32 protein-coding genes are annotated in these 25,786 nt (G+C 31.4%); all 32 read left to right on the top strand.

The genetic code is table 11. The annotated features are described in order from the left end of the window. The first annotated feature begins 147 nt into the window (after positions 1-147). Complete coding sequence (locus J2Z43_RS10080; RefSeq protein ID WP_209457083.1) at positions 148-852, top strand: lytic transglycosylase domain-containing protein; 705 nt, start codon at positions 148-150, stop codon at positions 850-852. Between the two features lie 6 nt (positions 853-858). After that, the gene (locus J2Z43_RS10075; protein ID WP_209457082.1) at positions 859-1,281 is read left to right on the top strand and encodes a YaaR family protein; all 423 of its coding nucleotides are present in this window, start codon (positions 859-861) and stop codon (positions 1,279-1,281) included. A 31-nt stretch (positions 1,282-1,312) separates the two neighbouring features. Then, entirely contained in the window at positions 1,313-1,624 is a 312-nt protein-coding gene (locus tag J2Z43_RS10070) for a FliM/FliN family flagellar motor switch protein (RefSeq protein WP_209457081.1), read from the top strand. A gap of 154 nt (positions 1,625-1,778) precedes the next feature. After that, positions 1,779-2,066, top strand: coding sequence for a flagellar biosynthesis anti-sigma factor FlgM (gene flgM / locus J2Z43_RS10065; RefSeq protein ID WP_209457080.1), 288 nt, complete (start codon positions 1,779-1,781; stop codon positions 2,064-2,066). Continuing rightward, positions 2,063-2,479 (top strand): flagellar protein FlgN, encoded by a 417-nt coding sequence (locus J2Z43_RS10060; RefSeq protein WP_209457079.1) that lies wholly within the window; start codon positions 2,063-2,065, stop codon positions 2,477-2,479. The genes flgM and J2Z43_RS10060 overlap by 4 nt, the downstream gene beginning before the upstream one ends. A 12-nt stretch (positions 2,480-2,491) precedes the next feature. Next, positions 2,492-3,772 carry a flagellar hook-associated protein FlgK gene (flgK, locus tag J2Z43_RS10055; RefSeq protein ID WP_209457078.1) on the top strand — a complete coding sequence of 427 codons (1,281 nt, stop codon included), beginning with the start codon at positions 2,492-2,494 and terminating at the stop codon, positions 3,770-3,772. Positions 3,773-3,783: 11 nt separating this feature from the next. Continuing rightward, positions 3,784-4,707 carry a flagellar hook-associated protein FlgL gene (gene flgL / locus J2Z43_RS10050; RefSeq protein ID WP_209457077.1) on the top strand — a complete coding sequence of 308 codons (924 nt, stop codon included), beginning with the start codon at positions 3,784-3,786 and terminating at the stop codon, positions 4,705-4,707. Between the two features lie 14 nt (positions 4,708-4,721). Beyond that, positions 4,722-5,108, top strand: a complete 387-nt coding sequence (gene fliW / locus J2Z43_RS10045) for a flagellar assembly protein FliW (RefSeq protein WP_209457076.1) — start codon at positions 4,722-4,724, stop codon at positions 5,106-5,108. Next, complete coding sequence (gene csrA, locus J2Z43_RS10040) at positions 5,108-5,320, top strand: carbon storage regulator CsrA (RefSeq protein WP_027702927.1); 213 nt, start codon at positions 5,108-5,110, stop codon at positions 5,318-5,320. Before fliW ends, csrA begins: the two co-directional genes overlap by 1 nt. A gap of 19 nt (positions 5,321-5,339) precedes the next feature. After that, the gene (gene fliS / locus J2Z43_RS10035; protein ID WP_027702926.1) at positions 5,340-5,714 is read left to right on the top strand and encodes a flagellar export chaperone FliS; all 375 of its coding nucleotides are present in this window, start codon (positions 5,340-5,342) and stop codon (positions 5,712-5,714) included. Between the two features lie 15 nt (positions 5,715-5,729). Beyond that, positions 5,730-7,226, top strand: a complete 1,497-nt coding sequence (gene fliD / locus J2Z43_RS10030) for a flagellar filament capping protein FliD (RefSeq protein ID WP_209457075.1) — start codon at positions 5,730-5,732, stop codon at positions 7,224-7,226. A gap of 5 nt (positions 7,227-7,231) precedes the next feature. Next, on the top strand, positions 7,232-7,567 hold the full coding sequence (locus tag J2Z43_RS10025) for a hypothetical protein (protein ID WP_209457074.1): 336 nt from the start codon (positions 7,232-7,234) through the stop codon (positions 7,565-7,567). A 109-nt stretch (positions 7,568-7,676) separates the two neighbouring features. Then, a complete protein-coding gene (locus tag J2Z43_RS10020; RefSeq protein ID WP_209457073.1) occupies positions 7,677-8,525 on the top strand; it encodes a flagellin N-terminal helical domain-containing protein in 849 nt (282 codons plus the stop codon). Positions 8,526-8,961: 436 nt separating this feature from the next. Further along, positions 8,962-11,118 carry a glycosyltransferase family 2 protein gene (locus J2Z43_RS10015; RefSeq protein ID WP_234926350.1) on the top strand — a complete coding sequence of 719 codons (2,157 nt, stop codon included), beginning with the start codon at positions 8,962-8,964 and terminating at the stop codon, positions 11,116-11,118. 230 nt (positions 11,119-11,348) lie between these two features. Further along, the gene (locus tag J2Z43_RS10010) at positions 11,349-11,666 is read left to right on the top strand and encodes a flagellar basal body protein (RefSeq protein WP_209457071.1); all 318 of its coding nucleotides are present in this window, start codon (positions 11,349-11,351) and stop codon (positions 11,664-11,666) included. Between the two features lie 4 nt (positions 11,667-11,670). Beyond that, on the top strand, positions 11,671-12,075 hold the full coding sequence (flgC, locus tag J2Z43_RS10005; RefSeq protein ID WP_027702920.1) for a flagellar basal body rod protein FlgC: 405 nt from the start codon (positions 11,671-11,673) through the stop codon (positions 12,073-12,075). A 9-nt stretch (positions 12,076-12,084) separates the two neighbouring features. Next, positions 12,085-12,408 carry a flagellar hook-basal body complex protein FliE gene (fliE, locus tag J2Z43_RS10000; protein WP_209457070.1) on the top strand — a complete coding sequence of 108 codons (324 nt, stop codon included), beginning with the start codon at positions 12,085-12,087 and terminating at the stop codon, positions 12,406-12,408. Positions 12,409-12,431: 23 nt separating this feature from the next. Continuing rightward, positions 12,432-13,997 carry a flagellar basal-body MS-ring/collar protein FliF gene (gene fliF / locus J2Z43_RS09995; protein ID WP_209457069.1) on the top strand — a complete coding sequence of 522 codons (1,566 nt, stop codon included), beginning with the start codon at positions 12,432-12,434 and terminating at the stop codon, positions 13,995-13,997. 14 nt (positions 13,998-14,011) lie between these two features. Continuing rightward, positions 14,012-15,067 carry a flagellar motor switch protein FliG gene (gene fliG / locus J2Z43_RS09990; protein WP_209457068.1) on the top strand — a complete coding sequence of 352 codons (1,056 nt, stop codon included), beginning with the start codon at positions 14,012-14,014 and terminating at the stop codon, positions 15,065-15,067. Next, entirely contained in the window at positions 15,051-15,782 is a 732-nt protein-coding gene (locus J2Z43_RS09985) for a FliH/SctL family protein (protein ID WP_234926349.1), read from the top strand. Before fliG ends, J2Z43_RS09985 begins: the two co-directional genes overlap by 17 nt. Continuing rightward, entirely contained in the window at positions 15,782-17,125 is a 1,344-nt protein-coding gene (gene fliI, locus J2Z43_RS09980; protein WP_209457067.1) for a flagellar protein export ATPase FliI, read from the top strand. Before J2Z43_RS09985 ends, fliI begins: the two co-directional genes overlap by 1 nt. Positions 17,126-17,458: 333 nt before the next feature. Then, positions 17,459-17,899, top strand: a complete 441-nt coding sequence (gene fliJ / locus J2Z43_RS09975) for a flagellar export protein FliJ (RefSeq protein ID WP_209457066.1) — start codon at positions 17,459-17,461, stop codon at positions 17,897-17,899. 20 nt (positions 17,900-17,919) lie between these two features. Beyond that, complete coding sequence (locus tag J2Z43_RS09970; RefSeq protein ID WP_209457065.1) at positions 17,920-19,182, top strand: flagellar hook-length control protein FliK; 1,263 nt, start codon at positions 17,920-17,922, stop codon at positions 19,180-19,182. A gap of 16 nt (positions 19,183-19,198) precedes the next feature. Beyond that, complete coding sequence (locus tag J2Z43_RS09965; protein WP_209457064.1) at positions 19,199-19,714, top strand: flagellar hook assembly protein FlgD; 516 nt, start codon at positions 19,199-19,201, stop codon at positions 19,712-19,714. A 3-nt stretch (positions 19,715-19,717) separates the two neighbouring features. Continuing rightward, complete coding sequence (locus J2Z43_RS09960; RefSeq protein ID WP_209457063.1) at positions 19,718-20,620, top strand: flagellar hook-basal body complex protein; 903 nt, start codon at positions 19,718-19,720, stop codon at positions 20,618-20,620. 27 nt (positions 20,621-20,647) lie between these two features. After that, positions 20,648-21,484 (top strand): motility protein A, encoded by an 837-nt coding sequence (locus J2Z43_RS09955; protein WP_209457062.1) that lies wholly within the window; start codon positions 20,648-20,650, stop codon positions 21,482-21,484. Beyond that, positions 21,474-22,187, top strand: a complete 714-nt coding sequence (locus J2Z43_RS09950) for an OmpA/MotB family protein (protein ID WP_209457061.1) — start codon at positions 21,474-21,476, stop codon at positions 22,185-22,187. Before J2Z43_RS09955 ends, J2Z43_RS09950 begins: the two co-directional genes overlap by 11 nt. Beyond that, positions 22,177-22,590, top strand: coding sequence for a flagellar basal body-associated FliL family protein (locus J2Z43_RS09945; RefSeq protein WP_209457060.1), 414 nt, complete (start codon positions 22,177-22,179; stop codon positions 22,588-22,590). The genes J2Z43_RS09950 and J2Z43_RS09945 overlap by 11 nt, the downstream gene beginning before the upstream one ends. Positions 22,591-22,674: 84 nt before the next feature. Then, positions 22,675-22,962 (top strand): flagellar biosynthetic protein FliO, encoded by a 288-nt coding sequence (locus J2Z43_RS09940; RefSeq protein WP_234926348.1) that lies wholly within the window; start codon positions 22,675-22,677, stop codon positions 22,960-22,962. Between the two features lie 4 nt (positions 22,963-22,966). Beyond that, positions 22,967-23,629, top strand: coding sequence for a flagellar type III secretion system pore protein FliP (gene fliP / locus J2Z43_RS09935; RefSeq protein WP_209457058.1), 663 nt, complete (start codon positions 22,967-22,969; stop codon positions 23,627-23,629). Between the two features lie 15 nt (positions 23,630-23,644). Continuing rightward, positions 23,645-23,914: a flagellar biosynthesis protein FliQ gene (gene fliQ, locus J2Z43_RS09930; RefSeq protein ID WP_024621256.1), complete on the top strand. Its 270-nt coding sequence runs from the start codon at positions 23,645-23,647 to the stop codon at positions 23,912-23,914. A 9-nt stretch (positions 23,915-23,923) separates the two neighbouring features. Continuing rightward, positions 23,924-25,735, top strand: coding sequence for a fused FliR family export protein/FlhB family type III secretion system protein (locus tag J2Z43_RS09925; protein ID WP_209457057.1), 1,812 nt, complete (start codon positions 23,924-23,926; stop codon positions 25,733-25,735). Positions 25,736-25,786: the final 51 nt, after the last annotated feature.

Raw genomic sequence — 25,786 nt, 5'->3', positions numbered from 1 at the left:
ACTATGTTTCTATAGGCTATTTAAAAAACATGGTTTATAAAATCGTGGATTATAAATAATTCTTGTGCTAAAATAATTATGCTATGTTTATTATGATATAAACATAGCATAATTTGCATTATTCTAAATAATTTAAGGATTATTATAATGGAAAGGAAAGAATTTATGTCATTTGAGATAAGCAATTTGTTAAGCGCGGGCACACTTATGGGTACAAATTTAAACAATAGCACAAATAGCTGTGACTGCAGTAATAAAGGTACAGATATATTTAGTCTGGTAGTAGAGGGATTGTTATTAGCTTTATCCCAAAGATCCAAACAGAACAATGCTTTAGGAAATCAAAATGAGACTATGACAGATTATTTAGATAACCTAAGCTATATGAGGGAACCGCTTAATAACTATAATATGGCAGAGAAAGTAGTGAATGTTACTAGTAAAGATGGAGATACAAAGGCTAGAATAGAGAACGCAGTAGCATTAGCATCTAAAAAATATGGAGTTAGCGAAAACCTAATTAAAGCGATAATAAAGGTAGAGTCAAATTTCAACCCAAATACAGTATCTTCAGCAGGTGCTAAGGGGCTTATGCAATTAATGCCCGAAAACTGTAGAGATTTAAATGTAAAAAATCCGTTTAACATTGAAGAAAATATTGATGGTGGCACTAGACATATAAAAGAGTATTTAGATTTATACAAAGGCGATGTAAAAATGGCGTTGATGGCATATAATGGAGGGCCTACAAGAATGAAAAAAAGAGGGGTCGTTTCTCCGGATGATATATATAAAATGCCTAAAGAAACACAAAATTACGTGCCTAAAGTAATGAAGCATTATCTAGGGTAGTCGGATATGAAAATAGAGGATCTAAAATTAAAGCCATCCACAATATATGAAACAAGAAAGATAGATGGATATAAAAAGTTTAATGAGAAATTTAACTATATCCAAAAGGAAAAGTCGCTTGAAGATGTTAAGCAGAGTTTAGAAAAAGTGAAAAGTCTAGGAGAGAGGCTTACAATAACTGAAAGTTACTTAGATATAAAAAAATATAAAATGGCTATCAAAGATTATTTAGAGTCGGCTGTTGAATATACTTATACGTTAAATAATAAAAGCGGTTTTTGGGAGCAGCAGTATTTTAAGACAGTAGAAGTAGTAGATGAGAGGCTTGAACATTTAACTAAGGAACTTTTAAAAGAAGAAAAAGATAATATAAATATAATATCATTAGTTGATGAGGTACAAGGTCTGTTGATAGATCTTTATAGATAATTAAAAAATTTTATCAAAGTTGGAGAAAAATATGAATAAGACAGAAGAAGTATACGAACTTGAATTTGATCAGTTGGTGGAAAGAGAAACAGATGTATTGACTACAAATAATAATTTATTTGATGCAGAAGTTTCAGTATCGGTTTCTATTGGAAGTGTTACAAAAAGTATAAGGGATATTCTTGGATTACATAAGGGATCTACAATTGTATTGGATAAGCACATAGATGAAAAATTAGATATATGCCTTAATGATAAAAAGATAGCGTGTGGTGAGAGTGTAGTATTTGACAACAACATATCAGTAAAGGTATTGGATGTGCAAAATTCACGTTTTAACTAAAATTTTATAATTAGAAACGATTAGACTAGTTTATATAATAAATTGACTAGTCTTTTTTTGTACTATAAATTTAAACAAATAGTCCAGAAACATTAAATATTTTCGCTTAATAGACGATAATTATTGTATAAGGAGAATATCTGGGGGATCATTTATGGATATAAAAAATATCAATTTAAATATAGCTGTGAATAGCTATAAAGAGAATATTTCAACGTTTTATAATAGTAAAGATGTAAGTTCAGTTACAAGTACAGATAAGATAGAATTATCACCAGTAGCAAGAGAAATGTTGATTACAACAGAGACAATGAATGAGTACATAGACAATAAAAAAATCGATAGAATCAAGAAAGCCATTGAAAATGGAACATATGTAATAGATTCAAATAAAATAGCTAAAAAGATGTTGGGTAGGTATAGTGAAAGGATAAAAAAATGATTGCTGATCTGAAGGTTGTACTTTACGAGGAAAAAGAAGAATTAGATAATATGATAAATTTATTAGATGTACAGTTAGATTATATTTTGAAAAAGGATATAAAAAACCTAAATAAACTAAATAAGAAGTTAGAATCTGCAAGTAGAAATCTGGCGACAATAGAAATAAAAAGAAGACAGATAATTGGAGAAGATAGCGAATTCATAGAATTTATCGAAATAACGGAGGATGATTTTTTGAAAAATATCTATAGAGAAATAAAGATATTGCTTAAAGGGGTATCTAGCCAACAAAAGTTTAATGTAGATCTGATAAAGAAAGAATTAAATTTTACTAAAAGATTGATGGAGTTTATGAAGCCAAAAAATTCAGAAGTAAGTACATATAATGCTAAAGGTCAGATAAGTAGATAGGGGGAAAAACGAATGTCAGGATTATTTTTAACACTTAGGACATCTGAGTCTGGAATGCGAGTACATCAAAAGGCAATACAGACAACATCTAACAATGTCGCAAATATAAATACTCCAGGATACTCAAGACAGCGAGCTGAAATAGTATCATCGGGTGCACTTTATAATCCATCCAGAACTAATATAACAAACAATGGACAAATGGGTACAGGTGCTGGAATATCAGCCATCACTAGAGCACGAAACGCATTTTATGACCATCAATACAGAAGCGAAGTTCATAACTATGGGGAAACTAATGTAAAGTATGATTACTACAATGGAATAGAAAGTATAATAAAAGAACCAAGTGATTATGGGATTTCATCAAAGCTAAAAGATTTTTTTTCTGGGTGGGAGGAATTATCAAAAAATACTTCTAGCAAAAGCAGTAAAAACCTTGTCGTTGAAAAAGGTTTAGATTTAGCAAATGCTTTGAGCGATGCCTACAATAAATTGAACAATCTAAAAGAGGGAATAAGCGGAAATATAGACACTGAAATAGAACAAATTAATGGAATGTTGGATTCTTTAAAAGAGATAGAGAGACAGATTGATTTGGTAAATGCAAGTGGATCTGATCCAAATACTTTACTAGATGAAAAAGACAGGATATTAGACGAGCTTAGCTCAAAATTGGATATTCAAGATAAAGATGTTGCTACAATGATTGCAGATGGAAAATTAGATAGAGCTGAGTTAGAAGAAGCGTTTAACAACGGAGTTAAAGTGTCAGGATCACTTCAAGGTTATCATGATATGGATGGAAAACTAAATGAGTATATGGAAGACTTACAAACTTTGTCAGACACTATTGTAGATCAAGTTAACAATGCTTATGGTGGAACTTTCTTTGAAAAAGGGAATCCTCCAGCAGATAAATTGATAAAGGTAGAGGAGACTATAAAAAATAACCCATACTTAATAGATATAACATCTGAACAAGCAGAAGCAGTTGGAAACGTACAAAATCAAAAATTTAATATGAATGGTGAAAAAACCACTATAAACAAATATTATAATAACTATGCAGAGAGAATAGGGATAGACTCTAGCAAAGTTGTACAGGATGAAAAAAATCAAAGAGGTCTGCTGACTGAAATAGACAACTTTAGAATGAGTATATCTGGTGTTTCTTTAGATGAGGAGTTTGTTAACCTTATACAGTTAAATCACTCATACACTGCAAGTGCAAAGGTATTGTCTACAGTAGACCAACTATTAGATGTAGTTATAAATGGAATTATAAGATAAGGAGGCTTACAATGAGAATAAGTAACGGCATGATGAATACAAGCCATTTAAATTCTATTCAAAATAATCTTCAGAAAATGGATAAAGAAAATCAGCGTATTGTGACTGGGAGAAAAGTTAATAGACTATCAGATGATCCGTTTAATACCGCTAAAATTCTAAACATGAGAAATGAAGTTAAATCAGTAGAACAGTATGAAAAAAACTGTAATGAGGGAATTGATTGGATGGATCAGACTGATAATGCGCTCGATCAACTTGGAAAAATAACATCTGATATAAAAAAATTATTAATAGAGAGTGGAAATGGAATTCATACAGATGAAGATCTAGATAAAATAAAAAATAACATTGATTCTTTAATGAAGCAGATGGTGGATACACTAAATACATCTCATGGTGGAGACTATATATTTTCTGGAACAGATACAGATGAAGCTCCAGTGACATATGAGATAGATGCCTTGACTGGTGCAATAACAATAAAGGTAAGCGATAATCTGGATTCTGATAAGATGGACAACAACCTACATCTAGATCTAGGATCTGGGGTAAAGGGTAATTATAATACTACTCTTAAAGATATATTTGGATCTGATGACCCGTTTAAGGATTTAAACGATTTATCTCAGGAATTGGCTGTAAGAGATGACAGTGATAAAAATCTATCTACTGTATTCTTAGATAAAATGGAAAAAATTATATCGGATATATCTGGAGCAAGAGCACAAAATGGTGCTAAGACAAAACAATTTGAAGCCTTAAAGGATAAAAATGGAGACGATTTAGTAGTAATAAAAGAAGCGCTATCAAAAAAACAGGATGCAGATTACGCGACTACACTAACTAAGTTAAAAGAAGCTGAATTTGTATATACTGCGACATTAAAGACGACAACACAATTTCTCAATAATACAATACTTGATTATGTTTAATGAAAGAGGTAATTATGAACGTAGAATTTAGAAAGCCATTACTAGGATTTGACAATTTAAATAAGTTTGAAATACTGGATGTAGAAGCTAATCCGTTATTCAAGGAGATTAATTCAACGGAGGATGAAAATATAAGTTTTTTATCTATATCTCCTTTTGCCGTTGATGAAGATTACGAAATAGATCTAAGTGATAGCGATATTGAGGATCTTGAGATAGAAAATCCAGAGGATGTAATATTGTTAAATATAATAACTCTAGGGGAAAGTCTCGATACATCAACTGTAAACATGAGAGCTCCTATCGTATTAAATATAAATAAGGAATTAGCGTCTCAAATAGTAATACAGAACGATAAATACGATATAAGAACTCCTTTTAAATTAAGGGGTGATAAATAGTGTTAGTAATATCTAGAAAAAAAGATGAGACAATACTGCTCGGCGATGATATAGAAATTACAGTGGTAAGTGTTGATAACAACACTGTTAAATTGGGTATATCAGCACCTAAAGATGTAAGTATTTTAAGAAAAGAAGTCTATGAAAAAGTAAAAGAAGAAAATATAAAGGCAATAAATAAAAAATCTAATCTTTCAGATTTATTAAAGTAAATTCACTGTGAGGTAAAAAATGAATCAAACTAATCCATATAACACATATAAACAAAATGAAGTGAATACAGCAACTCAAAATAAACTGCTTTTAATGCTTTTAGATGGGGCAGTAAAATACACTAAAATCGCTAGATTGGCAATAATGGATAAAAATATTAATAAAGCGCATTCAGAATTAGTTAGAGTACAAAACATATTTATCGAGCTTATGTCTACTTTAGATACAAGTGTAGGAGGTTGGACTACAGATATATATGATGTTTATGACTTTATAAGACAAGAGCTTATGAAAGCTAATATTAAGAAAGATGCAGAGATTTTAGATAAATTATTGCCACTAATAGAGCAAATTAGAGATTTATGGTATGAAGTAGACGAAAATGCTAGATAGTGGGGAGGATTTTTTATGGCGAGTATAAACCCAGTTAGGATAACAGGTTTATCTGGAAGTGGAATAGACACTGAGAAAATAATTAAAGATATGATGGTTAAAAACCAAGAACAAGTCGATAAAGCAAAGCAAAATCAACAAATAACTAAGTGGAAGCAAGAGATATACAGAGATATAATTAAAGATGCAAAATCATTGTACGATAAGTATTTTAGTATGACATCAAAGAATAATTTGTTATCTGACAAAAATTATTCCACTTTTAAAATAAATAGTTCAAATACAGATGTAATTACAGCTGTATCCGGATCTGGAACAGATAGAATCAATTATACTTTTGACATCACACAGGTAGCTGAACCGCCTAAAATATCTATAAGCGTGGATTCATTAAAAAAACAAATAGCTTCAGGATCTAGCACAATAACTATAAATGGAAAAGATATCGAAGTAGACGCATCTGATTCAGAAAAGGATATTGCAAGCAAGATCAATAAAGCTTTTGAAGGTGATGGTAGTATAAAAGCTAGATTTAATGATATGAGGGGAGAGCTGATAATTTCTGGAAGTGAAGAAGGAGCGGACTCGAAGTTTGAGATCGGCGGGGACTTTATAGAAGGTATAGTATCAGATAGTACTACTACAGATCTTAAAGACTTAGGGGCTAGTGTAAATGGAGTTTATACAAGGAATGGTAAAAATCTTGAAGGCGAAGTTAAAGACTCTGTTACAGGCGAAGTAATCAGGCAATTAAATGAAAATAAAAGTAACTTTATTATAGACAATATATCGTATAATGTTAATTCTGTTGGAGAGTCTAAACTTACATCAGTTGTAGATAGCGGCAATTCAGTTGACAACATGAAGGCCTTTATTAAAGAGTACAATGGTTTATTAGACAAAATGTATACTAATGTCATTCAGAAAAAGGCAAAGGACTATGCTCCATTGACAGATGAACAAAAGAAAGAAATGAGTGAAAAAGAAATAGAGAACTGGAATCAAAAGGCAATAGAAGGAGTTCTTAAAAATGACGATGAGCTTAGGAAATTTGTTGATGATCTAAGTGAAGATATATTTGGAAATATAGGTGAAGCTGGATTTAATTTATCTGATATGGGACTAACAGTAGCCCAAGATTATAATAAAAGAGGTCAAATTGATTTCGATGAAGATAAATTTAGGCAGGCACTTGAACAAAATGGAGACAAAGTAAAAGAAATACTAGTGGGTGGTCCTAGTAAAAAAGGTATATTTGAAAAAGTAAAAGATACACTTTACGAATATGCCGGCAGCTCGACATCTATACTTGCAAAAAAATCTGGAATAGATAAATCAGCGACAAGTGCAAATAATTTATACTCAAAAGAAATAAAAGATCAAGAGCAGATAATAAATAGGTTAATCGAAAAAATGAAAGAAAGAGAAAGTAGATTATATGCGCAGTTTGCGAATCTTGAAGCATCACTTAATAAATACAATGCACAAATGAACTACTTTAATCAGGTGTAGATTTAATGAACAGTATAGAAGATAAAAGTGTTATATATGAAAAGAAATCACTTGAGCTGATAGAGTTACTAGAAAATGAAGAGTATTTAAAGATAGATGATAAATTGGATGAGCGGATGCTGTTGTTAGAAAGTATAGATGAGTGTGACAAAGATAAATTTATTGAGATATATAATGATAAAAAACTGTTCGCAGTTGATGAGAACATAAAAAGACTTTTTATTGAAAGATTAGACAGATTAAAACAAGATTTGATTGAATATAACTGTAAAAAACAGGGAAATATAGGGTATTCTAGGGTTTCCAGAAATAAAATAGATATTTTTGATAAAAAAGTATAAAGTTTTATATGGTTTGGACGATTATAATATTGTAAGTAATTATATGCTTACGAATGCGGATTATATTTTATGACAAGGATGTCGTCAAAAACTATGGAGGGTAAATAAAATGAGAATTAACAACAACGTAAATGCTTTAATAGCAAACAATCAAATGAATAAGAATACAGCTTTACAAAGTAGATCTATGGAGAAGTTATCTTCTGGTCTAAGAATCAAAAGAGCTGCTGACGATTCTGCAGGTTTGGCAATTTCTGAAAAGATGAGAAATCAAATTAAAGGTTTAAATCAAGCGGGACTAAATGTACAAGATGGTATATCTGTAGTTCAAACAGCTGAAGGAGCTTTAGAAGAAACAGGAAATATTTTAAAGAGAATGTCTCAACTAGCTGTTCAATCAGCAAATGAGACTAATACTGCTTCAGAAAGAGAAAAAATAGCTAATGAATTGACACAATTAAGTGAAGAAATAGCTAGAATGTCTAAAACTACAGAATTCAATGGAAAACAGTTGTTAGATGGGACAACTACAGAATTAAGCTTACAAGTTGGTTCAAACGGATCAACAGACAATCAAATAAGTGTAAGTTTAGTTAATACTTCAAGTATAATGACAGATGCTGGAATAACTTCAGACCTTATAGCTTCTATGAAAGCTGGAACTACTGAGGGATCTGCTGCAGCTAGAACTATGATGTCAAATATTGATAGTGCTCTTGCTAGCGTAAACTCTGCAAGATCAACTATTGGTGCGCAACAAAATAGACTTGAGTCAACTCAAGTAAACTTATCTAATACTGTAGAGAATGTTACTGCTGCAGAATCAAGAATAAGAGATACTGATGTTGCAAGTGAAATGGTTCAATTATCTAAACTAAACATATTAGCACAAGCGTCCCAATCAATGTTAGCGCAAGCTAATCAACAACCACAAAGTATATTACAATTACTAAACTAATAATTTGAATTTTTTTTATTAAAGGGGCTGTCTCAAAATTGATTGATTTATCGGAGTTGCTTTGTAAATTAAGCAGAGCAATATTGTTGTCATTTAGCCGTATTATTCGATCGATTTTGGTGGATCAACCCATGGAGATGGCTTAAGTATATAAAAATATAAAGTATATAAATAAGTCATGGACTGATGTCTCATGACTTTATTTATATAAAAACTTATCATTGTGATTTATAAAAAGTTATTTATATTTTATAACTTGAGCTTTATTTCAAGGTTGAATCCAAAAATTGATCGAGTGTTTTGCTAAACGACGTTTATTTCATTTTATAGGATTGTATGGAGTAAATTAGTCGATTGATCAATTTTGAGACAGTTCCTTTATTTTTTGTTTTAAGTTTGAAAAATGTATCAATTTATGAAAGAAAGGATGTGGCTTATGTTACTTAGCGTAGTAATGATGGTAAAAAACGAAGATCGGTTTCTTCGGAAAACTTTAAATGCCTTAAAGCCTATAACAGATTCTATCGATAGCGAGATCATAATACTTGATACAGGATCTACAGACAAAACTGTAGAGATAGCAAAAACATTTACGGATAAAGTCTATTTCTGCGAATGGAATGACGATTTTGGATCTATGAGAAATAAATCTATTTCTTATGCCTCAGGTGAATGGCTTCTTGTTATCGATGCAGATGAAGTTCTCAACGAATCCAAGGATTTAATAGAGTTTTTTAAAAGCGACATGCATAAAATATATAATTCCGCCTCAATAGAAGTAAATAATATAATGAATGGAAAAACAGAGCTCAATAATTATGAAAGTTCTGTAGAATTAGTTAGGCTTTTTAGAAAATCTGGTTTTAAATATACTGGGAAAATTCATGAGCAACCGATTTTCTCGGAACCATTATTTAGAAGGTTATCTAAGTTTAATCACTACGGCTATCTATTCGTAGATGAAGAATTCAGAATGAATAAAATTAAGAGAAATTACGATATTTTAGTCAAGGAATTAAAAGATAAACCAAATGAACCGTATTTAATTTATCAACTTGGGAAAAATTTTATGTCTGAAAAAAAGGACAGAGAGGCATTAGATTATATAGAGAAATCATACAAAATATATGAAGATGCAAATAATATACCAGGCTATGTAACTTCGACATTGGTGATGTTGTATTTTATAAATGGTAAATACAAAAAATGCGAGGAAATTTGTCTAAAATACATAGAAGATGATAAAAATAATATAGATATTTATTATTTCCTGGGAAAAGTTCAGAGAAATTTAGGTAATATGGAGAATTCCATGCTTTACTATGAAAGATACTTATATCTTTTAGAAAACTATGAACTGAGTACACAGGCGAATGACATGTTAACTGATAGTGCAACTTTATCAAATAGAGATAGAGTAATAATAGAACTGATAGAAATGCACTATGTATTTGAAGAATATGAAAAAGTACTTGAAAAATATAAAAGTATAAATACTTTTGAAAATAAAAAAGATGTATATAAGCTAGTATTTGCATCATTAGATAAATTAAATAAAAGGAATGAGATATTAGATTATTATGCTGAAATCCCTAATTCAAGGATAGAAAAGAATATATTCTACAATAATATCGAAATTTTTGTAAGAACTTTAAAAGAGGAAGATAAAACTTATATTTATGAGAAACTATCTTCTTTAAATGACAATTACGGCAGACTAAATAAAGCTAGATTACAAAGTTATGTATCCATTGAAGAATGTAAAAAAATACTGAAAAATGAAAAAGATACTTTGTACAGCCCAGTTATAAATATAGCTATAAACAAAGGTGAAAATTTACTAGAGATATTTTATGATTTGGATTCAGTTTGGGTTGAGAAGTATATGCAGCACGAACTAAAACACAATAAAGATCTATCGGTTGTTCTGTACCAATATATAATGTCACAGCCAAATACAGATGATTTTAATAAAATAAGAATCTACAGAATATTATCTAAAGTGCTTTTAGAAAATGGATCTCTTTATGACAGTAGGTACAAACAGATATTATACATATATGCAATGTATTCATATCAATATATATGCAGTCTGTACAAAAATTTTAACGATCATGAATTATTAAAATATGTGAATAATGATGTAGATAGGTTTGTAATAGAGTTTAAGATTTTTAATGAAGCTTACCGTTGTGAAGAACATATATCTATAGAAAAATTGCAGTCTCTTTTATATGAATATCCGAGGTATGCAAAAGCAATTAAGCTTATAATTGAAGATTTACAGGAAGAGTTGAAGGAGACAGAAGAATTAAGAAAACTTAGAAATATGTTTTTAGATAATATAGAGAATATGATCAATGTTGGAGAAATTCACGCTGCAAATAGTCTTCTAACGGAATATTTGAGTAAATTTGATGAAGATGTAAGAGTACTAAATATAAAGGGAATACTACTTATTCTAGACAGTAAATTTGAAGAAGCAGATCTAATTTTTAAAAGTGCACTATCAATGGACTTTACCAATGAAGATACAATCCATAATATAAATTATTTGAAAGTGAAATTAGGAGAATCCTATTGTATAGGATAAGAATAATTAAATTTCATACTATGGGAAAATATTAAATAAAATTTAAAAAAACTTTAAGAATTGTATATATTATAATAAAATATAATATATCCATTAATTATAAAATATATAAAAATTTACCAAAAAAATTATCAAAATGATATAATAATATGTAAATTATAATATTAATGCCTGAATTTAAATTTTAAATAATATAATAATTTAAAAAATATTAAAAAAGGAGGTAGTAGATGGAAAGTTATGGGTTGATAAAACTTGGACTAGATGCTTCGAATCTGAGGAGTCAGACGATTGCGAATAATATAGCTAATATAAACACTACGGGCTATAAAAGAAAGTATGTAAGCTTTGAGGAGACATTAGAGAGTAGTACACCAAAGGTAGAAGTAAAAGTAGATAGATCAAGATCAATGAGAGTTGACAAAAACAATGTAGATATTGAATCAGAAAAAGTCAATCAAGCAGCTACAACCTTGCAGTATAGTGCTCTAGTTACCATGGCAAATGGAAAACTATCTATGATTAAAAGTGTTATAGGAGGAAGGTAATTAGATGAGTGTATTTAGTGGTTTGCGAATAAGTGCAAGTGGTTTATCTGCAGAAAGACTGAGAATGGATGTTATATCCTCGAATGTAGCGAATATAAGTACTACTCGAGGTGCAAATGGAGAAGCGTATAGAAGAAAAGTGGCAATGTTTGAAGAAAATTATGACAATAAGCTAGGAATGTTAGGTGTTAAAGCTACAGGCGTGGTAGATGATAAATCTGATTTAAGGAAAGTATACGATCCGACTCATCCAGATGCCAATGAAGAAGGTTATGTAGAATACCCTAATGTGGATATACTGGTAGAAATGTCAAATTTAATAGCTGCGTCGAGATCTTATGAGTCTAATGTAGATACTCTAAATGCGCAAAAAACTATAATTTCAAAAGCTTTAGAGATAGGAAAGTAGGTTGCAAATATGCCGATAATAGATGTAAATCAGCTCAATAATGTTTCACAAGTGACAAATATAGCTGGGAATATTGGGAATACACCACAAAATATTGATTCAGGTGTAGAGAAATCTAGTTTTGCAAATGTACTAACTGATGCTCTTGATAAAGTTAATCAATATCAGGTAGTGTCTAGTGATAGGACAGAGCAATTTATTAAAGGTGAAAACGTATCTATGCACGAAGTTATGTTGGCAGGTCAAGAAGCACAAATTTCAATGCAGCTTCTCATAGAGGTGAGAAATAAAATTTATGATGCGTACCAAGAAATGTATAAAGTACAAATATAGAACTTTGGGTAGAGGAGTATACCATGAAAGTTAGCGTCAAAGACATTAAAAAACAAAGAATTGATCCTCTAATTCAAAAATTTAAATCTTCTAAAAAGGGCGTCAAAATAGCGATAATTACAAGCGCATTGGCAGTTTTACTAGCAGCCGTATTTACTATCGGATATATCAACAAAAACAAATACGCTGTTTTGTTTTCTGATATAGATGCGCAAGATGCAGCTGAAATAGTTGAAAATCTAGAGTCCGATGGTGTTAAGACAAAAATAAAAGGAAATACTGTATACGTTCCTAAAAATCAAGCTGATAAATTGAGACTTGAGTTGGCACCAGAGTTTTCAAATGGATCTAAAGGGTTTGAGCTAATGGATGAGGGTTCTTCTATGGGACTTACTGATGAAGAATTTAGACTAAAGAAGCAGAGAATGCTCCAAGGAGAAATTGAGAAAACTATAAAAAGTTTTCCACAAGTTGATGGAGCAAGAGTTCATATAACACCAGGAACAAAATCTGTATTTGAAAAAGAGTCAGAACCTGGTAAAGCAGCGGTATATATAATTTTAAAAAAAGGTACAGATCTTGATGAAAATCAAGTTAAATCTATAGTTTCTCTGGTTTCAGGAAGTGTCGATAATATGGCAAAGGAAAATGTTGAAGTTATAGATGACAAAATGAATCTTCTGTCTGAAGGATTATTTGTTGCAGGTGAAAGTAAAAATAAAACAGGTGTAAATACAAATATAAAAGAAGCTAAAGAGGCAGAAAGTGCTTTAAACCTTGAGCTAGAAAAATCTATCTTAAATATGTTAGAACCTATATTTGGGAAAGGTAAGGTAAAAGCTACTGTAAGTGCTGATTTAAATTTTGATTCTGTAGAACAGACTGAAATAAAAATTGATCCAAATAAAGTCGCAATAAAAGAGACTAAAATGAAAAATACATCTCAAGGAGGCGTTAATAACGCAGGACTTGTAGATGACAATATGACAAATGTTGTAAATGACTACACAAATAATAAGGAGGAATCTTTAGAAGAAAGCTATGAGTACGAAACCGGTAAAACAGAAACTCATACTATTAAAGCTCCTGGTGAGATCAAAAGACTAACAACATCAATTGTAATTGATGGAAAAGTCAAAAAAGCAATATTGTTTGATGTTGAGGATATTGTATACAATGCGATAGGTCTCGATAAAAAAAGAGGCGACGATTTATTCGTAACTTCTATGGATTTTGATCCAGAAGGAAAAGCTGAGGCTAAAAAAGAGATTGAAGAGATAAAAGCACAAGAGCTTAAAGCTAAGTTGCTTGCATTAGGTATTTTCATTGTTACTTCGCTGATCGTATTAGCAGCGGTATACTTCTTAGTAATAAGAAAAAATAAAAAGCAAAGTGAAGATGTATATGATGAAGACTACGATGCAAATCTAATAGATTCGGAAAGTCAGTCGACTTTTGATGAAACAGTGGGAAGAGCAAACCGCATAGTGGATGGCGAAGATCTATCTCTAGAGGATGAAGTTAGATTGTATGCATCAGATAAGCCTGATCAAGTTACAGAGATAATTAAGACTTGGCTAAATGAGTAAGAGGGGTGATACCTTTGAACGAAGAGAAAAATGACATAAGTGCTTTTGATATGAGCGATATCGAAGAAGAATACAAAGAAGTTGGAATAAGAAAAGCAGCTATTTTATTGATGACTTTGGGGCCTGAGACTTCAAATGAGATCATCAAAGATTTACCTGATGACCAAATTCAAAAAATAGGATTAGAAATTGCAAACATTCACCATGTATCTTCTAAAAATAGAAGGCAGGTATTAAAAGAATTTATAGAGGTAAATAAGGCAAAGGATTTTGATATTGCAGGTGGGATGTCGTATGCAAAGAGATTGCTAAGCAAAGCCTTGGGAGATGAAAAGGCCGAGCAACTTTTAGAAGGTATACTTCAAGACGTTAAGCAGAGACCTTTTTTAGCTGTCAGGAAAGCGGATATTCCTAGTATTATAAATATACTAATGGATGAAAACTCTCAGACTATAGCTATTACTCTTGCCCATATACAACCAGAAAAAGCTGCAGCCGTAATGTCTGAGCTTCCTTTACCACTACAAAAAGAAGTAGCTGTTAAAATTGGGAATGATTCCTCAGTACCAATAGAAGTTATTAAAATAATTGAAGAGAGCCTAACAAGAAAACTTAGATCGATAAACAATAGCGAAAGTGAAACTGCTGGTGGAGTTATTGCATTAGTAGATATCTTAGACAACGTAGATAGAAGGACGGAAAAAAATCTGCTGGAAAAAATAGAAAATGAAGATACAGAACTAGCAGAGAGAATAAAAGAGAATATGTTTGTGTTTGAAGATTTGGTTAAACTAGATAAATCAAGTATACAGAAAGTTCTAAAAGAAGTTAAGATGCGTGATATAGCATTTGCTTTAAAGGACGCAAGAGAAGAAATCGTTGATACTGTATATAAAAACCAATCTAGTAGGGCTGCGGAGGCTTTAAAAGAAGAAATAGAACTACTTGGAACGGTAAAAAACTCCCAAATAGAGCAATCGCAACAGTCTATTGTACATATCGTAAGGAAACTTGAAAAAGAAGGATCAATCAATATAATAAGGAATTCTAGAGATGAATTTGTCAGATAGAGTAATTAAAAGCAAAGAGGCTCAGAGCAAAGGTAAACTCAGTTTATCAGATTTTTATGTAGATAAAGATAGAGGAGATAGTGAATCTGAAGATATCTTAAACGAAAATATAAATGAATACAAACAAAAATTAAATGAAGTAAAAGAACGTATCCTTGAAGAAGCCAGATTAAATGCTAAAGAAATTGAAAAAAGTGCATATATTGAAGGTTACGACCAAGGTAAAAAAAATGGATACGAAGATGGATATAGAGAGGCTTATACTGAATATGTGGATAAAGCAAAAGAAGAAGCTTTAAAAATAAAAAAAGAAGCTGATGAATTATTGTTTAGATCAAATAGAGAGTTTGTAGCCTATCTTAAGGAAAAAAATAAAGATGTAATAAACTTAGCTATCAATATAGCTAGTTCTGTTTTAAGAAAAAAATTTGACGACAAAGAATCTATGTCCGAATTACTAAAAAACATCATCTCTGAATATGAACAGGATTCAACTTTTATAGTTAAATGCAATTCTTACTACGAAGAAGATATTAGGGAAGATCTAAACTCTTGGAAAAAAGAATTACCTTTAGGAAGAAACATATTTGTTGTTGCTGATGACAGTTTAGAAAAGGGAAATGCTGTGATAGAAAGAGAAAATGGACGAGTAATATTAGGTATTGACTGCGCTATTAGCAAACTAAAAGAGGAGCTTTTAGGAGGAAATGCGTAATGGAAGAAAAATTCATAGATATAGATTTCGATAAAGTTAGTAAGGTAGTAAACAATTTAGAGCTTACTATCGCTGAAGGTAAAGTAAAGAAAATAATTGGACTTACTGTAGAAGTGGAAGGTATAAAGGCTTTTGTAGGTGAGTTGTGTGTAATATACAACAAACTAAATCAACCTATTAATTGTGAAGCAGTCGGATTTAAAAGCGATGAAGTCATACTAATGCCTTTAGGTGAGTTGTCTCTTATATCGCCAGGATGCAAGGTTGTTTCTAAAGGAATACCGCTTAGCGTAGTGTGTAGTGATGCAATGTTAGGTAAAGTTCTCGATGGTTTAGGCAATCCATTAGATGGTACTGATCTCAATGGTATGGGCGATAGGTACAATCTAAATAATGAACCTCCAGATCCAATGAAAAGACAAAAAATAAAAAATGTAATGACAACAGGGATTAAGGCTATAGACTGTTTTACAACATGTGGAGAAGGACAGAGAATAGGCATATTTGCAGGTAGTGGGGTAGGTAAGAGTACTACTATGGCTATGATTGCTAAAAATGCCTGTGCAGATATAAATGTAATTGCCTTAATTGGAGAAAGAGGAAGAGAAGTACGAGATTTTATTGAAAATGACCTGAAGAAAAAAGGGATGGAAAAGTCTGTAGTAGTTTGTGTGACTTCAGATAAACCACCACTGCTTAGGTTAAAGGGTGCATTAACAGCTACAGCAATTGCTGAATACTTTAGAGATCAAGGTAAAAAAGTGATATTTATGATGGACTCGGTTACTAGATTTGCTATGGCACAAAGAGAAGTTGGAATAGCAATTGGTGAACCGCCAGCGCAAAAAGGTTATACACCATCTGTATTTGCAATGCTTCCAAAGCTTATGGAAAGATCCGGAACGTCTGAAAAAGGCTCCATAACAGCTTTTTATACAGTATTGGTTGATGGGGATGATTTTAATGAGCCTATAGCAGATACAACTAGAGGTATCTTAGATGGTCATATAATTTTATCAAGAGATTTGGCACATAAAAACCAATATCCTGCAATTGATGTTTTAAGTAGTATAAGTAGACTTATGAATGATATAGTTGATAAAAAATATTTAGATACCGTATCTAAAGCGAGAAGTATACTAGCTGATTATCGTGAAGCTGAAGAGCTTATTAATATAGGTGCATATACGATTGGATCTAATAAAAAAATAGATAAAGCAATAGAATACTACCATCCAATTGTAGACTTTTTAAAACAAGGAACTGATGAAGGATGTACATTTGAGAGCGCTATGGTGGGTTTAAAGGCAGTATTTGATGAAGATATTAATCAAAATTTGTAGAAGGGCATGATTAGATTGATAATAAAATATTATTTTTCGGTGTTAAACAGGTAATCAATACCCCGCAAATGTTCAATTGGTATGGTAATGCTTAATGATATTGTAAACATGTTGAAGATGGATACAGTATCTAAAAACATATAACAATAGCGGAGTATCGACAAGTAGTGAAAATCAATATTTATATAAATATCAATAAGTCCTGTTAGCTGCAATATACAATTGAAGCTATAACTCATTAATGCCCATTTATCGTCATTTTAAACAGAATACTTAAAATGATATTAGCTGTTGAACTCAAACTTTAAATTAACGACGATAAGGTGAATTAGCATGGAGAAGAACTTTAAATTTAAACTTCAGAAAGTCTTAGACATTAAGATTGATGATAAAAGAGAAGCGGAGAGAGAATTGCTTCAATCTCAAAACAATAAGTTGAGCATTGAAGATCAATTAAAAAAATTAGAAAAAAGTTACCATAAATATATGAATATGCAGATAGATGGAGATCGAGTATCACAAAAGTTAACGAGAAATTACATAACACTTCTCGATAATTCTATTCAAGATACAAATGACAAACTTAATCAATCTGTTAAAGAAGTTGAAATAAATAAAAGTAAGTTGATAGAGAGAAGGATAGAAGTGAAATCTCTAGAAAAACTTAAAGAAAATAAATATAGATCGTTTTTGAAAGAGCAAAATTTAAAAGAGCAGATCGAAAGTGATGAATTTGCTATTTTAAATTTTATAAGAAGAAAAGAAACAGTATAAAAAAGCGTAAGAGGTGTTGTATGAAACTAGATTTTAATTCTGAGTCTATTGCCTTCAGTGAAAAAAAAAATGAAGTACGCGATACATTTTCAACTTCTAAAAAAATCTCGGAAACAAATAAAAATAAGTTTACCGATAAACTAGGTAGTGTCAATAAAAAAACGGAAAAAAACAAGGATCGAGAAGAATTAGATAGCAATAAAATCAGTGAGGAAGATTCTTCTCTTTTATATGCTTTTTTAGAGAGCATATTAAATCAAACTACAGAGTTGGCTGAAGTAACAATTGGTCTTGGTGAGACTGATAAACTAGGAAAACTTGATTGCAGTGTCAATTTAATAGATCAATTAGCTGGTCGAGAAGAATTAAATAAAATGATGAATGATCTCAAATCAGCAATTACAGCTGCAGATTTAGGAAAATTAAGCTCTGATGATGAAGGAATTACTAAGCTTGATAAGTTGATAGCTCTGATGCTGGAAGAGACGGAACCCCTTGATGTAAAAGAGATTTTGGAGAAAAATTTAGACATAATTAAAAATAAAATTTCAAAAATAATTGAGCATAAAGATTTTGATTACAGTTCACAGGAAGATTTATCTGTAGAAGGAGATCAATACTCCGATCTATATGATTTGAAAAGTATGAATAATGTAAGCGAAATAGATGATAAATTATCCAAAAATGAAAGTCTCGTTGTTTTAGAAAAGATAGCCGATTTAAAAAATTACAAGAATAATATATCTAGTGAATTCAGTTCGGTCGTTGAGCCAAGTCACGATGTGAATTTAGCGCAGAACAAGGAGTTTAAGCTCGGAGATATAGGTACTGATAAACTGCCATCGTACATCACAAGAGCAAACATTGAACAAGATATAGTCAAAATTGTCAAGTACATAAAATCTAATGGATTAGAGCAGATGACAATTAGATTAAAACCAGATGAACTTGGAGAGATGAATATAAAGTTGTCAAAACAAGATGGTGAGATGTTCGGAATAATTACTGTTGCAAATAAAAATGTATATGATTTAGTTAATAAAAATACATTGGATTTGAAACAGCATCTAGAATCTCTCAATATAAATCTAAAAGAAATAACGGTTAATGTCTCTGATCAAGGAGCTCAGCAGTTTGATTTATCCAAGCAAGATTTTGATCAACACAGCTATAGAGAAAACAAGAAATCTTTTAGTGGCGAGGATAAAGAAAATATAAACACGGAAAATAAAATTGATAAAATCAATGAAAATACTGACGATAGGTTAGATATATTAGCTTAGATGTAGGAGGTTATTTATGGATAATTTAAGTTCATTTAATACGAATTATTTAGATATTGCTAAGAATAAATCAGTTGAAAGTAGAAGTAACACGGAGCAAAGATCTAGTGGTGCAGTAGATAAAGAAATGTTTATGAAGATACTTGTAGCTCAAATGGCTAATCAAGATCCATTAAACCCACAAGATCCATCTCAATATGTATCACAGTTGGCGGAATTTTCTGGATTAGAGCAAATGATGAATATGAATACAAATATGGAGATATTGTTGGCTTTTGGAAATGCAAACCTAATAAACTCTGCTCTTGGAATGGCGACATCTCTTATAGGAAAAGAAGTAGAGATTTCAAATGAGAATTCGGGAGTAGAAGGTTCGGAGAATGAGAATTATGTAGGAGAAGTACAATCGGCATATATCAAAGATGGGATTATTTACTTAGATGTAAAGTTAAATGATACTGGAGAGATTAAGTCTTTTAAATATGAAGATTTGTTGAAAATAAGCGGTAAAAACAATTCGGAGGGCGTATAAACTATGATAAAAGCAATGTATTCGGGAATAAGCGGGATAAAAGCGAATCAAACTAAATTAGATGTTGTTGGTAACAATGTTGCTAATGTTAGTACAGTAGCATTTAAAAAATCAACAGCTAGAACTACGGATTCATTTTATCAAACTATGATATATTCAAGTGCACCAACAGCAGCTATGGGAGGTACAAACTTAGGTCAAGTAGGTATTGGTACTCAAGTTTCTTCTATAGTAAAAAATATGTTGCAAGGTGGACTTCAACCTACAGGTATTACTTCAGATCTAGCTATAGATGGGGAAGGGTATTTTCCGGTGGTAAGAAACGGACAAGTTCTATATACGAGAGATGGATCTTTCGGTGAAGATGAACAAGGAAGACTTGTAAACTCTTCAGGGTTTATATTACAAGGAAAGATAACTCCAGAAGGGGGCGCCGCTGCAGATGGAATAATAGAAATTCCACTTCAAAGTGTTAGTCCTAAAGATGGCACAATACAAGATGTAGTATCGTACACAATATCCAAAGATGGCGTTATTACATACTCATTGGCTGATGGCCAGACAACTGACAAAGTATACGATATACCACCTGATACACCATCAGGATCTGTTGGAACAGTTGCTACTAATATGAGAACACAACAGGTTCAAATATATGCTTTTAAAAATCCAGCAGGATTAGATGCTCAAGGTGGAAACTTATTTTCTCCTTCTGCAAACTCTGGTGACCCTCAAATTGAAGGAGCAAGTGGTGTAATAAAACAGGGATCTATAGAGATGTCTAATGTAGATCTCGCAGAGGAATTTACAGAGATGATTGTTTCTAGTAGAGCATTTCAGGCTAGTAGTAAAATTATAACAACATCAGATGAAATACTACAAGACATTATAAACTTAAAGAGATAATTTACTTTTGATTAGGAGAGGGAGAAAATGAGGAGAAAAAGCGATATTTTAACTCCATTAGGTCTTATTGTATCCATAGGATTAATACTGTGGGCTTGTATATCTGGTGGAAGTAGCATAAAAATATTCTACGACTTCCCGTCCATCTTAATAACTGTAATAGGGTCTTTAGGAGCTATAGTTATAACTTATCCTATAGAGGATGTTAAATTAATTCCAAAAGCCTTAAAGTACTCTTTTACAAATGGAGATTCTTCAAAGGTTGAATTGTTGAACCAGTTTAAGATGCTATCTAGAAAAGCTAGAAGAGATGGCTTATTGGCACTAGATGATGACTTACAAAGTATAGATAATTCTTTTTTGAGAAAAGGATTAGAACTTTCGATAGATGGAGTAGAACAAGAAGTAGTAAAGGAAATCCTAGAAAATGAAATCGCTGAATATGAATCAAGTACTGGTAAGTATTCAGAAATGTTTAAAATTTGGGGTTCATATGCACCTGCATTTGGAATGATGGGAACTCTAGTGGGTCTAATACAGATGTTATCAGATCTGACTTCACCAGACATGATTGCTGCTGGTATGGGTAAGGCGTTAATAACTACATTTTATGGAAGTTTTATGTCTAGTATTGTACTAAATCCAATTGGATATAACATTGAAGCGAAATTAGCAACTGAAGTAAATACAATGGAAATGATAACGGACGGGATAATTAGCATCCAGCTAGGGGATAGCAGCAGAATTTTAGAAGGAAAATTACTTTCATACCTTTCAAATGATGAAAAGGTTGAGTACTTTAGAGAACTTAAATCTTCTGGGTCTAATTCATTCGTAGAAGGAGCAACTGGAAATGTCTCGTAGAAATAAAAAAAAGACATCAGTAAATCTAGATGCGTGGTTGCCGACTTATGCTGATACCGTAACGTTATTACTTACTTTCTTTGTATTGCTTTATTCTATGGCGAGTGTAGATAATGAAAAATTCAATGATGTCAATAACGCTCTAAAAGGGCAATTTCAAGGTCAGGGTGTATTGAATGGAAGTTCAAATTTAGGTGATAAAGAGGCTTTAGAAGGATTTATTACAAATGAATCACAAAAGGCACAAGTGCAGGAACAATTGCAGAAAGAAATAAATGAAAAGGAACTTGATGGAAGCATTAAGTTGAAAAATGACGAGAGGGGAATATTATTGGAAATGGAAGATTCAATATTATTCGACTCAGGAAAAACCAATTTGAGAAGTGACAGTAAAGAGATGCTAAAAGAAGTTCACGAGATGATAAAAGATATGAAGAACCAGATAGTAATAGAAGGACATACAGATAATGTGCCAGTTGGATCTAGGACAAGCGAAACCAATTGGGAGTTATCGTCTAATAGAGCAGTAAGTGTGGTTAGGTATTTTGTAGAGGAGAGGGGAATGAGTCCAAATCTTTTTTCTGCTACAGGATACGGTGAATATAAGCCAATACATGCAAATGATACAAGTGATCATAGATCTGAAAATAGAAGGGTTAATATTCTTATAACTACACTTCAGGAGGGTAAAAGTGAAAGGTAAAAAAGGATTTCTTATAATAATGCTATTAATTGTAGCAGGACTTGGACTTGGAGCAGGATATGCTATGTTTGGGCAAAACATATCCAATACGACAAAAGAAAATTCTACTACAACAATTTTAGATTTAAAAGATGAAATATTAGTTAAGTTATCTGATGAGGATTCAGCGAGATACTTAAAGTCAACTATGAGTGTAGAATACTATTCTAATGATAAAAAGTTTGAAGAAAAATTACCTCTAGTAAGAGATGTAATAATTAATTTTTTGATGTCTAAAAAAGCCGAAGATTTTTCTTCGGATAATTTAGATAATTTGAAGGAACAATTAATACAAAAACTGAACGAAAGGTTAGGATCAAGTACAGTTAGTGAAGTATATTTTACAAACTTAGTAGTTCAATAAAGGGTGATTAGTATGTTTCTTTATGTGGTTAAAATACTGGTATTTATTCCGATAGTAATTTTTTTGATTGTTATATCCCTTAAAATGAGCCAAAAAACATTGGTCGGTAGTTATAAGAATAAATATGTAAGAGTTCTAGAAGTTTTAAATATCAGTAAGAATAACAGTATCATTGTATTAAAAATTGGAGAGAGTGGATGTATTGTATCATCCACTCCATCGGGTGTAGAAAAGTTAAAAGATTTAACTGAAGAGGAGATTTTGAAGCTTGATCAAAATCTTAAAGAAAGCTCTGATATAAACTTTAATAACTTTAAATTAAAAAACGAATTTGGGAAATATATAGAAAAAATCGTAAAAAAGGAAGACTAAAAAGATGGAATTACTATCTAGTTTAATTGCAGGTAAGGCGCAGTATACGCCGGAAATGCAGCTATTTATTTTTATGACAATTTTGATGTTTTTGCCATCTCTTATGTTTATGATGACATGCTTTGTCAGATTGGTAATTAGTTTGTCATTTTTAAAATCAGCTTTAGGAGCATCACAGGCAATACCGAGTCAGGTGTTGGCAGGATTAGCAATAGTGTTGACGATCTTTATAATGAGACCCGTGACTGATGACATTAATAAAAATGCTATACAACCTTATGAAAAAAAGGAAATTACTTTGGAAGTTGCGTTAAATAGAGCAGAGATACCGATTAGAAAGTTTATGTTAAAACAAACTAGACAAAAGGATCTGGATCTTTTTGTAGAGCAAGCAGATTTAAAGGATAAAAAACTTACAAGGGACAATATTCCTCTAAGTGTTGTTTTGCCAGCATTTGTTACGAGCGAACTAAAGACAGCGTTTCAGATAGGTTTTCTAATGTATATTCCATTTTTAATAATCGACCTTGTAGTAGCAAGTATATTAATGTCTATGGGGATGTTTATGCTTCCACCAGCAATGGTTTCTTTACCATTTAAACTACTACTATTTGTCATGGTTGATGGATGGAATTTAGTTATAAAATCGTTGATTATGGGATTTTAAGGTAGGAGAAAATTTATGAGTGAATTAATTATAATGAGTATTGTAAAAAAATCTCTATTCACAGCTATTATGATAGCATCGCCAGTCCTTATTGTATCGCTTGTAATAGGTCTGGCTATAAGTATATTTCAGGCTACAACACAGATACAGGAACAGACGCTTACATTTGTTCCAAAGTTGATTGGAATACTGCTTATTATAGCGGTATTAGGCGGGTGGATGTTGAGAACGCTATCAACTTTTACAGTAGAGATATTTGACATGATAAAGCTCATAACAAAGTAGGAGGACTAAATGTATGTATTTATTAGAGTGTTAGCATTTTTTGCCTCTCTTACAATGCTATTTCCAAAAGGTACTCCAAATGCTTTTAAGGTGATTTTTTCTATTATGATATCTGTACTTTTAGCATTTAATATGGATGTTCAATTATTAGAACATACAGACAGTACAGTAGAGATTATTTTATGTGGTGTATCCGAAACATTGACCGGACTTATATTAGGATACATTACAAATATATGTTTTTATAGTATCAGATTTGCAGGTAGCTTGATTGATTTCCAGATGGGTCTATCAATGCTGAGTATATTCGATCCAGGATCGAATTCTCAGACTACCCTTACGGAAAATATAATGAATTGGCTAGCAATTATGTTGTTTTTCAGCATAGATGGATTTCAGATATTGATAAGTGGAATAAAGTATAGTTTCGAAGTCATTCAGATTGGAAGCGGACTTTTGATATACAACACTCAATACATCGTTGATATATTTGTACAGTGTTTCTCAATCGGTTTTAAAATAGCTATACCGATTATAATTTGCTTGATTCTGGCTGATTTTATACTGGGACTTATATCTAGAAGTGTACCTCAATTAAATGTAATGTTGATCGGGATGCCTTTAAAATTGTTAGTAGGTATGACATTACTGATGATGGTACTCCCACTTATTATCAATGAGATAATCAGTTTATTTAAAGAGATACCGAATATGTACGATGGGACATTTCAAGCAGGAGCAATGGTATTTATGCTCTCGTCTGAAAAAACAGAAGATGCTACTAATAAGAAAAAGAAGGATGAAAGAAAAAAGGGAAATATAGCTAAGAGTAAAGAAGTAACATCTGCTTTGACATTAGTAGGATTTACTATTCTATTGCCATCGCTTACAAAATTTATGGTGAATTCATTTACAGGTGTATTGTCTGAATTTCTTACATTTAATTACTATACAGAACTAACCTATAGTGGAATTCAAAATATTGTCATAAACGGAATAACCTATATACTAAAGTTATTTTTACCTATTGCATCAATTTTTTTAGTTCTTGGAGTAGCTGGAAATTTACTTCAAACAGGGCTCTTATTTACATCGGAAGGTTTGAAACCAAAACTTTCAAAATTAGACCCAATCAAAGGACTTAAAAATATTTTTTCTATGAAGAATTTAGGGACTTTGGTCAAAAATTTATTTATCGTGGCGGTACTAGGATATATTGGGTATTCGTTTTATAAAAATAAATACATGGAAGTAATTAAATTAAGCAACGTATATATTCCGACGCTTATTTATGAAATTGAGAATTTGGTATTTGAAATACTTACGAAAATTTGCATTGCTTTATCAGTAATAGCACTAGCTGATTTTTTATTTCAAAAATTTACTTATAAAAAATCAATAAGAATGACTAAGCAAGAAATAAAAGATGAGTATAAGCAATCAGAAGGAGATCCTCAACTGAAGTCTAAGATTAAGCAAAAGCAGAGAGAAATATCATCGCAGACAAGAATACAGGCAGTGCCTAAAGCGACGGTTATAATAACCAATCCTACACATATATCGGTGGCAATAAAATATGAAAAAGGAGTCGATGAAGCTCCTGTAGTGATAGCAAAAGGCGCTGATAAATTAGCTTTTAAGATAAGAGAGATAGCAGCAGAGCACAACATAGAAATAATGGAGAATAAACCTCTGGCTCAGACTTTGTACAAAAATGTTGCAATTGACCAAGAGGTGCCTGAAGAAATGTATCAGGCTGTTGCAGAAATATTAGTAGCAGTCTACAAAATAAAAAACAGATATAAACCAATACGTAAATAAAAAGAGATCGAAATAAAAAACTAAATATCGATAGTAATATAAATGTATCGT

Origin of the sequence: Metaclostridioides mangenotii, assembly GCF_017873185.1 — a bacterium.
Lineage (GTDB): Bacteria > Bacillota > Clostridia > Peptostreptococcales > Peptostreptococcaceae > Metaclostridioides > Metaclostridioides mangenotii.
The sequence above is the reverse complement of the archived record's forward strand: the minus strand, read 5'-3'. Positions and strand labels throughout refer to the sequence as shown.